Origin of the sequence: Marisediminicola antarctica, from assembly GCF_009930795.1 — a bacterium.
Classification (GTDB): domain Bacteria; phylum Actinomycetota; class Actinomycetes; order Actinomycetales; family Microbacteriaceae; genus Marisediminicola; species Marisediminicola antarctica.
In genome coordinates, this window is sequence record NZ_CP017146.1 from 211,297 (window position 1) to 224,479 (window position 13,183).

Annotated in this window: 8 protein-coding genes and 2 tRNA genes; 3 read left to right on the forward strand and 7 right to left on the reverse strand. The window is 68.2% G+C overall.

The features are described from left to right. Positions 1–15 precede the first annotated feature (15 nt). A complete protein-coding gene (locus BHD05_RS01025; protein ID WP_161884783.1) occupies positions 16–990 on the reverse strand; it encodes a carbohydrate kinase family protein in 975 nt (324 codons plus the stop codon). Then, the gene (locus BHD05_RS01030) at positions 977–1,903 is read right to left on the reverse strand and encodes a pseudouridine-5'-phosphate glycosidase (RefSeq protein WP_161884784.1); all 927 of its coding nucleotides are present in this window, start codon (positions 1,901–1,903) and stop codon (positions 977–979) included. The genes BHD05_RS01025 and BHD05_RS01030 overlap by 14 nt, the downstream gene beginning before the upstream one ends. A 277-nt stretch (positions 1,904–2,180) precedes the next feature. On the opposite strand from BHD05_RS01030, the gene BHD05_RS01035 reads away from it, so the two are divergent. Then, positions 2,181–2,681: a hypothetical protein gene (locus BHD05_RS01035; RefSeq protein ID WP_161884785.1), complete on the forward strand. Its 501-nt coding sequence runs from the start codon at positions 2,181–2,183 to the stop codon at positions 2,679–2,681. Positions 2,682–2,892: 211 nt separating this feature from the next. Here the strand turns inward: BHD05_RS01035 and BHD05_RS01040 are convergent. Next, positions 2,893–2,965, reverse strand: a tRNA-Arg gene (locus tag BHD05_RS01040). A gap of 114 nt (positions 2,966–3,079) precedes the next feature. Beyond that, the gene (gene heR, locus BHD05_RS01045; protein WP_161884786.1) at positions 3,080–3,883 is read right to left on the reverse strand and encodes a heliorhodopsin HeR; all 804 of its coding nucleotides are present in this window, start codon (positions 3,881–3,883) and stop codon (positions 3,080–3,082) included. Between the two features lie 78 nt (positions 3,884–3,961). On the opposite strand from heR, the gene glsA reads away from it, so the two are divergent. Further along, on the forward strand, positions 3,962–4,903 hold the full coding sequence (gene glsA, locus BHD05_RS01050; RefSeq protein WP_161884787.1) for a glutaminase A: 942 nt from the start codon (positions 3,962–3,964) through the stop codon (positions 4,901–4,903). 12 nt (positions 4,904–4,915) lie between these two features. Here glsA and BHD05_RS01055 read toward each other — a convergent pair whose 3' ends face one another. Continuing rightward, the gene (locus tag BHD05_RS01055; RefSeq protein WP_161884788.1) at positions 4,916–5,401 is read right to left on the reverse strand and encodes an Lrp/AsnC family transcriptional regulator; all 486 of its coding nucleotides are present in this window, start codon (positions 5,399–5,401) and stop codon (positions 4,916–4,918) included. A gap of 170 nt (positions 5,402–5,571) precedes the next feature. On the opposite strand from BHD05_RS01055, the gene BHD05_RS01060 reads away from it, so the two are divergent. Continuing rightward, positions 5,572–7,920 carry a transketolase-like TK C-terminal-containing protein gene (locus BHD05_RS01060; RefSeq protein WP_161884789.1) on the forward strand — a complete coding sequence of 783 codons (2,349 nt, stop codon included), beginning with the start codon at positions 5,572–5,574 and terminating at the stop codon, positions 7,918–7,920. A 50-nt stretch (positions 7,921–7,970) separates the two neighbouring features. Here the strand turns inward: BHD05_RS01060 and BHD05_RS01065 are convergent, their stop codons facing one another. Together BHD05_RS01065 and BHD05_RS01070 are read right to left on the reverse strand one after the other, a co-directional pair. After that, the gene (locus BHD05_RS01065; protein WP_418763826.1) at positions 7,971–12,824 is read right to left on the reverse strand and encodes an NAD-glutamate dehydrogenase; all 4,854 of its coding nucleotides are present in this window, start codon (positions 12,822–12,824) and stop codon (positions 7,971–7,973) included. Between the two features lie 242 nt (positions 12,825–13,066). Beyond that, positions 13,067–13,159 (reverse strand) — tRNA-Ser (locus BHD05_RS01070). Between the last annotated feature and the right edge of the window lie 24 nt (positions 13,160–13,183).

Consider the following 13,183-nt stretch of genomic DNA (forward strand, 5'->3'; position numbering starts at 1 on the left):
TCTCCCTCAGCGCGCCTAACGGCGCGGGCGCCCGCCGATGGCGGTGACCGCTCGCTCGGCCACCCGCACGCCGGCCTTCGCCGCCGCGACGGCATCCGGCAACGTCGACCACGCGGAGAGGAACCCGGCGCAGAACGCGTCGCCCGCCCCGGTGGGGTCGAGGATGCGAGAGGGCACCGCGGGAACGATGACCGGAGCGCCGCCGTCCTGCACAACGATGGCCCCGTCTGCGCCGCGCGTGAGTGCGACGACACGGAATCGCCGGCCCAGGGACGCCGCCACCTCGAGCGGGTCACTCTCACCGGTGAGGGCGCGCCCCTCATCGAGATTGGGGAAGACCAGCGCCGCACCGGACATCGCGTCGAGGAATCGCGACACGCCGAAATCGAGGATGTAGCCTGCCGAGGCGGGGTCGACCGAGACGGCCACCCCGCAACGGGTGGCACGGCGCACGAGGTCGGCGAGGGCGTCAGGGTCAGGGGAGTCGACGATGCTGTAGCCGGTGAGATGCAGAACCGCGGCGCCGTCGAGGAGTTCGTCGGTGACACGGCGCGGGTCGAGCCGCGAATTTGCCCCGCGCTCGGTCAGCATGGTTCGGCGTTCCCCGTCGACGATCACGACGATCGTGCCGGTCGGCAGCTCCGGATGCCCATCGATGAGCGGGCGCACGCCGAACGCCGCGAGCCCCGCAGTGTGCCGGTCGACGTCCTCGGCCCCCACAATACCGACGAGGGCGACGGGCGCGTCGAGTGACCCGAGCCAGGCCGCGACGTTCGCCGCCGACCCGCCCGCACGGTGCCGGATCGATGATGACGTGTCGGTGTCGGGCCGAACCGGTTCCTGCGGCACCACCACGATGTCATCGATCACATCGCCGAACACGACGATGCGGCGCCGCAGCTCGGGAATGGGTGGCACGGGAGTGGGCGGCGCGGGGGCGCGCTGTTCGGGGGCGCGCTGTTCGGCGCCGGCCGGGTCAGGCGCGGACATCGCGCGCGAGGGCGGAGAAGGCGATCGCGATCTCACCCGCGAGGCGCACATTGTTGCGCGCCAGGTCGAGGTTCACCTCGAGGCTGCGACCACCAGACGCGTCCACGATGAACCCGAGCAGGAATGGAGTGACGGCCTTGCCGCTCACTCCCGCCTCAGCGGCGGCGGCGAAGGCGAGTTCGAGCACCCGGTCGTGCTCGGCCGGGTCCCACTGCTGCTCGCGCGGGATGGGGTTGGCCACCACGATGCCCTGCCCGTGGCCGAGGGCGTCCTGGCTGCGCATGATCGCCGCGACCTGCCCGGCATCCTCGACCGACCAGTCGAGACTGTACGCCGACTCGCTCAGCCAGAAGCTCGGGAATGTCGTCGTACGATAGCCCACAACGGGCACGCTGAGGGTCTCGAGGCGCTCGAGGGTCGCGGCGATGTCGAGCACCGACTTGACCCCGGCGCTGACCACCGTGACGGGCGTGCGCGCGAGCGTGCCCAGGTCGGCGGATTCGTCGAACGTGTCGGATGCTCCGCGGTGCACGCCACCGAGCCCGCCCGTCGCGAAGACCCGAATGCCGGCGAGCGCCGCCAGGTGAGCAGTGGCCGCGACCGTCGTTGCGCCGGATGCCCCCCTCGCGGCGAGGATGGGCAGGTCGCGCACGCTCGCCTTCGCGAGATCGTCCTCCGCGATCCGGCGCACGCCGTCCGCATCCAGCCCGATGCGGGGCACACCGTCGAGCACCGCGATCGTGGCGGGGGTGACGCCCGTCTCGAGCAGCATCCGCTCGAACTCGAGCGCCGCCTCGTGGTTGCGCGGCCGCGGCAGCCCGTGGGAGATGATCGTCGACTCGAGGGCAACGACGGGGAGTCCCTCGGCGAGTGCGGCAGCTACGGGCTCTGAGACGGCGAATGGAAGGCTCATAGATGCTCAACTTAGTGCCATCGGATCCGCGCGGGCGGCGGCACGATTGCGGCCTGCCAGGGTCTTGCCAGTTTCGTGCGGGGCAATCGGTCGGTCACCCGCCCCTGCGGGCATCGGCAGGCCAGGGAGCCGCGGCCTGGCGCCCCCGGACGGGCTCCAGCGGGCGGCCCGACCAAACCGAATTCTGCTCGCCTCCGGAGCACCTGCCGGGCCAGGGAAGATCTGGACCCAATCGACCAGAGGTCTCCTCCGGTCGCAACGTAAGGAGATAGCCACTATGAACATCTTCACGAAGAAGTCCCCATTTGGTGCCATCGCTGTTGCAGGATCAGGACTCATCATTGCGGGAGCTGCGGCCCCCGCCATGGCCTCAACCTCCAGTGAGCAGATCGGCTCGCTCACGAGCTCGAGTGACAGCACAGCACAGGCTGGCCTGCTGGAGAACCTCTCCGTCGGCGACCTCACGAGCAACTTCGGCCTGACCGGCGGCGAGCTTTCCAACTCCTCGCCGCTCGTCTTCGCCCCCGAGGTCAGCATCGGGCCGGTCGAAACCGGCGATGTGTCGACCGGAGACGTGCTCAGCGGAGACAATCTCTCAGGCAATGCCGTCGCGTCGGGCAACGAGGTGGCCGCCCCGGTCGCTTCCGGCAACGAGACTTCGGCGATCAACAACTCCGGCGATGTCGTCACCGACGTGGTGGACGGCACAGTCGAGACGGATGCCATCGTCGACGAAATTATGAGCGACATCGACCCCACGTCGATCCTCGGCGACTAAGCAGCACCGGAACCACCCGAAGGCCCCGTCGCAGACACTGCGGCGGGGCCTTCGTGCTGCCGGGTGCGATCAGGCGGACACCGAACAGGCGAACTGACCCGCACCCTCGTCGGGCGACAATCCGACGCCCAGGTGGCGAGACCCGACGGGCCTACTCGACCCGGACAACAAAAAGCCCCGCAAACGTCATGTTTACGGGGCTTCTCAGATGTGCGCCCGGAGGGATTTGAACCCCCGGCCTATTGATCCGTAGTCAATTGCTCTATCCGCTGAGCTACGGGCGCATCTTCGGCATCGAGGCCGACTTAGAGACTATACCAGCGCTCAGGCGCCTCTCGCGCCCACGCCCGACCCTCAGGCGCCTGCGAGGGAACGCCCCCACGGGCTCCGGCCCCGTGTCAGGCCGTCAGTGCCGGGATGATCGCGCCGGAGAAGACCTGCCAGGACAGGAAGGTCTTCGCAACCAGGCTGAGCGTGATGTAGGTGCGCTCGCCCTGCAGATAGTTGGACCATTTGCCGATCTGGCGGTACTGCAGCACCTGGTTGATCGCGAAGGTGTTGAAGAAGATGAACAGCGAGAAGATGATGCCGATCACGAATCCGGGCACCTCGGCAGCGGTCTCGGATCGCGGCTGCAGGAGGTAGAGGAAGATCAGCAGCCACGGCACGATCCCGACCATCGAGCCGAAAATGAACGGCAGGAACTGCTTGTTGCCGGGAGTCTCATACTTCTCCTGCAGGGCGCCGAACATGATCATCGCGGCGTTGACGGCGAAGATCGCGACGAGGGCGCCGATGTCGGAGATTCCGGTGAGCTGGGCGATCAGCCAGATCATGATCGAGGAGCTCAGCGCGTATTCGACCCAGCGGAAGTAGTTGCGGTTCTCCTTGAGGCCCCTCGAGTAACGGGGGAAGAACCAGGGCGTGGAGATGAGGAAGTGGAAGAAAGCGGAGAGGGCGAGGAACGCGACAATTCCGGCGCCGATGTTGATGTCGAACAGGGTGACCGTCTCGGGCGGGCTGTCGAAGCCGGGAGGGCCGGTCGGGTAGTCGGCCGAGACGCCGAACAGTACCTGTGAGTCGAGGAACGTGAGCGCGACGCCGAAGAAGATCGCCTGCAGCGCGTGCGCGCTTCCGGCAACGATGTTGTACGCCCTCAGGCGTGTGATCTGGGTGTCCTGGTCCCGAACCGTGCGTGCCATGAGTACGACCTTTCGTGGTTGTAAACCATCATATGGTCGGGGGTCCACGCCCGGCAGGCGAGCTGATTGACTGGCTCCATGACAACCGAAGCCGACGCGGAATCCGCTCACTCCTACGACCTGGAGCGCCTCCGCCGGGACATGCTTCACGAAACGGCCGGCGAGGTCGACGACAGCATCCCGGAGCTCGCAGCCTCCGACCCGGGGGTCTGCGGCATCGCCATCGTCGACGGCGAAGGCGACACGCGGGCAACGGCTGATGCCCGCCTGAAGTTCTCGATTCAGTCCGCGGTGAAACCCTTCGTGTACGCCCTCGCCCTCCGTGACGGAGGCGAGTCGGTGCTCGACAAGGTGGGCACCGAGCCAACCGGGGAGGCCTTCGACGCGGTGCGGCTCGAGAGCGACACCGGACGACCGCCGAACCCCATGGTCAATGCCGGCGCGCTGCTGACGGCGTCCCTCGTCGACGGTTCGTCGCCCGATGAGCGCTTCGACCGCATACTCCGCGGCATCTCCGCGTTCGCGGGTCGCGAGCTTCGAATCGACCGCGCGGTCAGCGAATCGGAACAGCTGCTCGGCGACCGCAACCGCGCGCTCGGGTACCTGATGCGATCGGCCGGCACCCTTTCCGTTTCGGTCGACGACGCCGTGTCGGTCTACGCGCGCGCCTGCTCGATCGTCGTGAGCGCCGAGGTGCTCGCGGTGATGGGCGCGACGCTGGCATTCGGAGGCCGCAACCCGGTCACGGGTGTGCAGGTCGTGCCCGCGAAGGTCGTGACAACGGTGCTCAGCGTCATGGCGACCTGCGGTATGTACGACGGCTCGGGCCGCTGGCTGCGCCGGGTCGGCCTGCCCGCCAAGTCCGGCGTGTCCGGCGGACTGGTCGCGGCGGCTCCCCGACGGCTGGGGCTCGGCGTCTACAGCCCGCCGCTCGACGAGGAGGGCAACAGCGCGCGCGGAGCCCTCGTCTGCGAACACCTCTCCGACGACCTCGGCCTGCACGTGTTCGGGTCGGCCTGAGCGGCCGCCGCCTCACCCGGTCGCGGGGTCGCCCGTGCCGATGAGCTGCGCAATGCGGTAGCCCATCAGCTCCTGCATCACGAGTCCGGTGCTGGTGCGTTTAACGCCGTCGATCGAGAGGATGCGGCCGGCGATTCGGTAGAGGTCGTTGGCGTCGCGCCCCACGACGTGGATGAGCAGGTCGGACACGCCGGTCAGGCCGTGCACCTCGATCACCTCGGGAACCTCGGCGAGCGCCTCGCCGATGCCAGTGAGCTTTCGCTGGGTCACCTTCGTCACCACGTAAGCCCGCAGCGGGTAGCCAAGAAAGGCGGGGTCGATCCGTCGCTCGAATGATCGCAGCGTGCGTTCGCGTGTGTAGCGGGCCAGCCTCGTGCGCACCGTATTGCGGGCAAGGCCGGTGTGCTCGGCGACGGCGATGTTGGTCGCGTCGGGGTCCCTCGTGAGAGCCGCCAGGATCGCCGCGTCGATACCGTCAGCCGTTCGGTTCGTGTGCATTGTGACCACGAAGCACCGCCCTTCTTCTCCCTTCACTGATCAAAATGATCACCGAATTGTTCAACTATTGCGCAGGAGTGACTTGAATGGTCAACTCGGATAGAGAAATGTGCAGGATGCCCGCATCCCGCCCCGCGCAGAGCCGCGCCACCACGAACGCTAGGACCACCATGGAATCGATCCGCGCACTTGACGACAGCCCGGCCGCGCCGGTGTGCCGCTACGGCGACGCCCACCTCGACACGCTCGCCGAGATCGAGCGGCGGGTTCTCTGGCTCGCGACCTCGATCGTGCACCACGCCAACCGGGTGCGCCCGAACACGTCGGGCATCAAGGTCGGCGGACACCAGGCGTCGAGCGCGTCGATGGTCTCGATCATGACCTCGCTCTGGTTCGGCCAGCTCGGTCCGGAGGACCGCGTCTCGGTCAAGCCACACGCGTCGCCCGTGCTGCACGCCATCAACTACCTTCTCGGCAGCCTCGAGGAGAGATACCTCGAGACGCTGCGCGAGTTCGGCGGCCTGCAGAGCTACCCGAGCCGGTCAAAGGACCCCGACCCGGTCGACTACTCCACCGGGTCCGTCGGCATCGGGGCCACGGCTCCGATTTGGGGCGCTATCTCGCGCCGGTATACCGAGACAGTCACGGGCACGCCCAGCCGGGGCCGGCAGTACTCGCTCGTCGGTGACGCCGAGCTCGACGAGGGGGCAATCTGGGAGGCGGTGCTCGATTCGAGCGTCGTCGATCTCGGCGAGATCGTCTGGATCGTCGATCTCAACCGGCAGTCACTCGACAGGGTCGTGCCGAACATCGCCGCGCGGCGCATCGAGCAGCTGTTCGCCGCCGCCGGATGGCAGGTCATCCCGGTGCGGTTCGGGCACCTGCTCGAGAGCCTGATGCAGCGCGCGGGCGGCGAGGCGCTGCGCGAGCGCATTCTGGACATGTCCAACCCCGAATACCAGCGCCTGCTGCGCTGCACCGCCGGGGAGCTGCGCGACCGCCTCCCCGGGGCGGGAAACGGCAGCGAGGCGATCATCGAGCTCGTCGCATCCGTCGACGACGACACCCTGCTACAGGCCATCCGCAATCTCGGTGGCCACGACCTCGGTGCCCTGCGCGAGGCCTACGCGCAGATCGACGACTCAAGGCCGACGGTCATCATCGCGTACACGGTCAAGGGGCACGGGCTCCCGACCGAGGGGCACCCGCAGAACCACTCCTCGCTACTCACCGTCGAGCAGTATCGCGAGCTCGCTACGGGACTCGACGAGAACGCGGATGCCCCGTGGTCGCGGTTCGGCGAGCGCAGCGCCGCCGGTCGGTTGTGCGCAGGGGCGGCAGAGAGACTGCGACGTGAGGAAGAGCCCGCCATCGCACCGCCGCACGTGCCCGCCGATTTCGGGCGCACACCATCCGGGATCGCGACCACCCAGGCCGCGCTCGGTCGCGCCCTGCTCGACCTCACTCGCGCCGCGCCGGAGGCCGCACGCCGGGTCGTGACGGTGAGCCCGGACGTGAGCTCCAGCACCAACCTGGCGGGCTGGGTCAACAAGGTCGGCGTCTGGTCCACCGAGGAGCGCCGCGACTGGTTCAGCGACGACTCGGAGACGATCATGCACTGGCGGGAGAAGCCGACCGGCCAGCACATCGAGCTCGGCATCGCAGAGGTCAACCTTGTGGGGCTCATCGGCGAACTCGGCGCGACCTGGAGCCGGTGGGGGCAGCCCCTCTTTCCGATCGGCGTGCTCTACGACCCGTTCGTCGAGCGTGCCCTGGAGCCGTGGTCGTACGGCATCTACGCCGGAGGCCAGTCGATTCTCGTCGGCACGCCCTCTGGCGTCACGCTGGCCCCGGAGGGCGGGGCCCACCAGTCGATCACGACCCCGTCGATCGGCCTCGAGCAGCCGGGCTGCACGAGTTACGAGCCGGCCTTCGCCATCGACGTCGAGTGGACGCTGCTGGCGGCGATGTCACAGCTGGGGCGCCCCGACGGCAAGTCCGCCTACCTGCGGCTATCGACCAAGCCGGTCGACCAGAAGCTCGCGGGCGTGCCGACCGACCCGGCCGCCCGCGAGCGGCGCCGCCGCCAGGCAGTCGCGGGCGGCTACCGGCTGCGCACCGCCGGCGCACCCCAGGCGACCATCGTGACGATGGGCGCTCTCGTGCCCGACGCCCTCGCGGCAGCCGACCGGCTGGCGGAGCTCGGCACCGACGTGGACGTCGTGTGCGTCACGAGCCCGGGGCTGCTCTACGAGGCCGTCCAGGGGCGCAACGGCCAGGATGACGCGCCGAGCTGGATCCTCGACCAGGTCCTTCCGCAGGACCGCGCGGCCCCGATGGTGACCCTGCTCGACGGCCACCCGCACACCCTCGCATTCCTCGCCGGGGTGAACCAGGTGAAGAGCCGCAACCTCGGTGTCAGCCGCTTCGGTCAGGCCGGAGATGTGCAGGATGTCTACCGCTACCACGGCATCGACGTGGACAGCATCGTGCGGGCGACGCTCGACGTGATCGCCTGAGCCCCGCCTGACTTGCGGTCCGGCGAGGCGCCGCGGCCATCACCGCCGTGTCAGCGGCGCACGATGGAGCGGAGCAGCCGGAGCGCCACCGACAGCGACGCCATGTCGTCGTGGCCGAGCGCGTTGACCTCGTCGAACACGCTCCTGGCGCGCCCCAGCTGGTCGGCGTTGAGCCCCTCCCAGACGAGCAGGCGCTCCGCGGCCGGGCCGGCTTCGGTCTCCTGCAGGATGGCCGTCGTCATGTCGGCGACGGCCGAGTAGAGGTCGTCGCGCAGCGCAGCGCGGGCGAGCGCCTGCCACCGGTCCTTGCGCGGCAGCGAGGTGATGCGCTCGAGAAGGTCGTCGACGCCGAACCGGTCGTACGCCAAGTAGTAGACCCCGGCGACGTCGACCATCGGAGCATCCGTGCCCGCCGCGATTCTCGCGACATCGAGCAGCGCGAAGGCCTCGAAGAGCTCGGCCCACCGACGACCGAGGTCGTCCGGCAGCCCCCATCCCTGCCCCTTCCCGAACAGCGACCGAACCCGTGCCAGGTCAGAGCCGTGCAGGTAGTCGACCAGTTGGGTTCGGACCAGGTCGATCTGCGGTTTGTACCCGGCGACGACCTCGTCGATGGACAGGGGTGCGCCGCCCTGGTTGACGAGCCAGCGCACCGCCCGGTCGAGCAATCGGCGGATATCGAGGTGCACTGCCGTCCAGTGCTCGGTCGGGAACGACGAAGGCAGATTGTTCAGCTCGTCGACCATCTTGTCCAGCTCGAAGACGTGGCGCAGGGCGACGAAGGCCCGAGCGACCGCAGCCTGGTCGGCGGAGGTCTCCTCGATCGCGCGGAACGCGAAAGTCACGCCGCCGAGGTTGATCATGTCGTTCGCGACGACGGTCGCGATGATCTCGCGCCGCAGCGGGTGCGTGTCGAGTTCGGCGTCGAACCGCTCGGACAACTGCCGCGGGAAGTACTCCCGCAGGGTCTGCCCGAACCAGGGGTCGTCGGCCAGGTCGCTGTCACGCAGCGCGGTGGCCAGCTCGATCTTCGCGTACGCGCCGAGCACGGAGAGCTCTGGCGAGGTCAGTCCCTGGCCCTGGTCGAGCCTCTCCCGCAGCACGGCCGTCGTGGGCAGGGCCTCGAGGTCGCGCTTGAGGTCGCCGGACGCCTCGAGCCAGTCCATCAGCCGTTCGTAGCTCGGACTCCAGTTGATGACCTTGGCGCGATCGTTGAGCAGCAGGATGTTCTGGTCGATGTTGTCTTCGAGCACAAGCCGCGCGACCTCGCTCGTCATCCCGGCGAGGAATTCGGACCGGTCCGCCTCGGCCAGCCGCCCGGAGGCGACCATGCGGTCGACGAAGATCTTGATGTTGACCTCGTGATCGGAGCAGTCGACGCCGGCGGAGTTGTCGATCGCGTCGGTGTTGAGGATGACGCCGCCGAGAGCGGCCTCGATGCGGCCGCGCTGGGTGAGCCCGAGATTGCCGCCCTCTCCGACGACACGCACCCGGAGGTCCCGGCCATCCACGCGGATCGCATCGTTGGCCTTGTCGCCGACGTCCGCTGACGCCTCCGTGCTCGCCTTGACGTAGGTGCCGATTCCGCCGTTGTAGAGCAGGTCGGCCGGAGCCCGCAGAATTGCGCGGAGGAGCTCCGGCGGGCTCAGCTGTGTCGTGCCCTCCGGTAGGCCGAGCGCGGTCCGCACCTCGGCCGAGATCGGAACGACCTTCGCCTGGCGCGGGTGGATGCCGCCGCCGGCGCTGATCAGGCCCTCGTCGTAGTCGGCCCACGAGGAGCGCGGCATCTCGAACAGCCGCCGCCGCTCCGCGAACGACGCCGCGGCATCCGGGCTCGGGTCGAGGAAGATGTGGCGGTGGTCGAAGGCGGCGATGAGACGGATGTGCTCCGACAGCAGCATCCCGTTGCCGAATACGTCTCCCGACATGTCGCCGACCCCGACGACCGTGAAGTCGTCGGCCTGCGTGTCGACGCCGAGCTCGCTGAAGTGTCGCTTGACCGACTCCCACGCGCCCCTGGCGGTGATGCCCATCGCCTTGTGGTCGTAGCCGATGGAGCCGCCCGAGGCGAACGCGTCACCGAGCCAGAAGCCGTACTCGCTGGCGAGGGAGTTGGCGATGTCAGAGAAGGTCGCGGTGCCCTTGTCCGCGGCGACCACGAGGTAGGTGTCCGTGTCGTCGTGGCGGACCACCCTCGCGGGCGGAACGACCCGCTCGCCGTCTGCACTCGTCACGAGGTTGTCGGTCAGGTCGAGCAACCCGCGGATAAAGGTGCGATACGCGTCGACACCCTCCGCCATCCAGGCGGCACGGTCGGCGGCGAGGTCGGGGAGCTTTTTGGCGAAGAATCCGCCCTTGGCCCCGGTCGGCACGATCACCGCGTTCTTGACCGTCTGCGCTTTGACCAGTCCGAGCACCTCGGTGCGGAAGTCCTCCCGCCGGTCGGACCAACGGAGCCCGCCGCGGGCGACCTTGCCGAACCGGAGGTGCACGCCCTCGACCCGAGGCGAGTAGACCCACGTCTCGAACATTGGCCGCGGGAACGGCAGCAGGTCGATCGCGGTCGGGTCGAGCTTGATGCTCAGGTAGGGCTTGTACTGGAAGAAGTTCGTGCGCAGGGACGCCTCGATGAGGGTGATGAACGTGCGCAGCACCCGGTCGGCGTCGAGGGTCGCGACCCGTTCCATGTCGGAGGCGAGCTCTGTCCGCACCTGTCCGGTGCGTCCCTCGCGCTCGTCGTCTGCGAGGTCCGGATCGAATCTCGCCTCGAAGAGCGACACGAGGCCGCTCGTAACGCGGGGGTTTGCAAGCAGAGTGTCGGAGATGAACCCGTAGGAGTTGGCATTGCCCATCTGGCGCATGTACTTGGCATAGCTGCGCAGGATCACGACCCGGTGCCAGGGCATCCCCTCGCGGAGCACGAGGCGGTCGAGGCCGTCCGACTCGATCGAGCCGCTGACGGCGGCGCCGAAGGAGTCGGCCAGGAGCTCTCCAGTCGCCATGGGGTCGACGCCAGCCGGGTAGTGCAGTCCCAGGTCGTAGAGGTAGAAGGCGCGTCCGTCGGAGGTCTCGATCTCGAACGGCACCTCGTCGAGCACCTCGATTCCGAGGTTGTGGAAGAACGGCAGGATCTGGGTGAGGCTCTTTGACTCCATCATGTAGAGCTTGATCCGGGCATCCTCCCCCGCCTCGGTCGCCTTCGGGAGGTAGACGTGAAGCCCCGGGTGCGCGTCGGCCCCGCCGGATGCCTCGGCCGCGGCCGCCGCCGCGGAGCTCGCCTCGAATCGGGCGATGTCCTCGAGGGCGTCCTCGACCTCGTAGTCCACCCGGTAGCTGGCGGGGAACGCGTCGGCCCACAGGCTGACGAGATTGTCGGCCTGTTCCGGCGGGTAGTTGTCGCGCAGCTCCTCGCTGATGCCCTCGGACCACGCCCGCACCGCCAGCACCAGCCGGCGCTCCAGCTGCGCGGCGTCGACGAGCTCGAGATGGGCGTCGCGCGGCAGCCGGATCCGGAAGAAGAGGCGGGCAAGGGCGGACTCGGTCATCCGCGCCTCGAAATCGAGCGAGTCGGCGTGGAACGTGTCCCGCAGCTCCTTCTCGATGCGCAGTCGCACGGCCGTGGTGTACCGGTCGCGCGGCAGGTAGACGAGGGCGGACATGAATCGTCCGTAAATGTCGGGGCGGAGGAAGAGGCGGGTGCGTCGACGCTCCTGCAACCGCTGGATCGCGAGGGCCGTCGTGACGAGATCGGACGCCTCCATCTGGAAGAGCTCGTCCCGGGGGTAGGTCTCCATGATCCCGAGCAGGTCCTTGCCGCTGTGCGATCCGGGCGGGAAGCCGACCTGCGCCATGACGGCGTCGACCTTCTCGCGGAGGATCGGCACGGCCCGCACCGAACTCGTGTATGCGGTGGCAGCGAACAGCCCGATGAACCGCTGCTCGCCGTTGACGTCGCCCCGCTCGTCGAAGCTCTTGATACCGATGTAGTCGAAGTAGGCGGGGCGGTGCACGCTCGACCTCGAGTTGGCCTTCGTAATCACGAGGGCGCGCCGCTCACGCGCCATCTTCTGCCCGGCTTCGGTCAGGTGCTGGAGCTGGTGCCCGTCGTCGACGGAGCGCAGCAAGCCCAGCCCACTCCCGTCGCGGATCGTGAGGACATCCTCGCCCTCGACCGTCTCAAGGTCGTATTCGCGATACCCCAGGAAGGTGAAGTTATCGCGATCGAGCCACCGCAGCAGCTCCTGGGTCTGTCTCAGGTCGGGGATCTCCTCCGCGCCCGCCACCCTGCCGAGGGCGTCGGCGATTTGCACCGCCTTCGCCCGCATGAAGTGCCAATCGTCGACCGCGGCGCGCACGTCGTCGAGAACCCTCTTCAGCCCCTCGACGAGCCGGGCCTGAGCCTCATCGCTAGCGCGGTCGATCTCGATCGCGATCCACGACTCCATGTGGGAGGCATCATCCTCGGAGGCGAGCAGGTGGGAGATGTCCGGCATCGACGAAGTGTCTCCGCTGGAAATGCCGATCTCCGTCGGCATCCTCCGCACGCTGACGAGGTCGTTCGTCTGCCGGTTGCGCGCCACGACCAGGAGCGGGTGGACGACGAGATGGATGGCGGAGCTCTGCCGCACGAGCTCGGCGGTGACCGAGTCGACGAGGAAGGGCATGTCATCCGTCACGACGTAGACGACGCTGCAACCGCGCTCGTTCTGGATCTCCACCGTGGCGGTCTTGGGCCTGCGGGTGTGGGCGACCCGCCAGTGGTCGACTGCTCGCGCCCGCAGCACGTTCGGCTCGTACGCCTGCGCGTCGTCGCTCGCCAAGTGCTGGTAGTAGGCCGCTATGAAGTCCTCGAGCTGGTCCCCTCCCGGAGCCTCAGCGGTCAGACGGGTCGGTTCAGACGGCACGAGGATAACGCCTCCATCAATTCACTTCATCGCCGCGTCAGCGCGGCTGGGCGCCTCCCGCGGGTGGCAGTGGAGCCTTCCTCTCATCGTAGTTCCCCGCGCAAGGTTCGTTCGGTCGCTTACAGCTGACGCGTCCTCGCTCACGTGTTTCCTGGATGCGCGTAGGACGGATTCATCGTCGGGAAGCTGCTCAACCGAGGGGATCGCCACTCCAACTCACGGGTTGGGGGTCATTAGGACAGTGGCGGAGACGGTGGGATTTGAACCCACGGAGCCCATTAAGGGCTCTCCACCTTAGCAGGGTGGTGCACTAGGCCGAACTATGCGACGTCTCCAGTGATGAGCTCATGCGCTCGTCA

Excerpts from the sequence above, each read along its gene's own strand:
- BHD05_RS01035 (WP_161884785.1), top strand. The coding sequence starts at position 2,181 with ATGAACATCTTCACGAAGAAGTCCCCATTTGGTGCCATCGCTGTTGCA.
- glsA (WP_161884787.1), top strand. The coding sequence starts at position 3,962 with ATGACAACCGAAGCCGACGCGGAATCCGCTCACTCCTACGACCTGGAG.
- BHD05_RS01030 (WP_161884784.1), bottom strand. The coding sequence starts at position 1,903 with ATGAGCCTTCCATTCGCCGTCTCAGAGCCCGTAGCTGCCGCACTCGCC.
- BHD05_RS01025 (WP_161884783.1), bottom strand. The coding sequence starts at position 990 with ATGTCCGCGCCTGACCCGGCCGGCGCCGAACAGCGCGCCCCCGAACAG.
- BHD05_RS01055 (WP_161884788.1), bottom strand. The coding sequence starts at position 5,401 with ATGCACACGAACCGAACGGCTGACGGTATCGACGCGGCGATCCTGGCG.
- heR (WP_161884786.1), bottom strand. The coding sequence starts at position 3,883 with ATGGCACGCACGGTTCGGGACCAGGACACCCAGATCACACGCCTGAGG.
- BHD05_RS01060 (WP_161884789.1), top strand. The coding sequence starts at position 5,572 with ATGGAATCGATCCGCGCACTTGACGACAGCCCGGCCGCGCCGGTGTGC.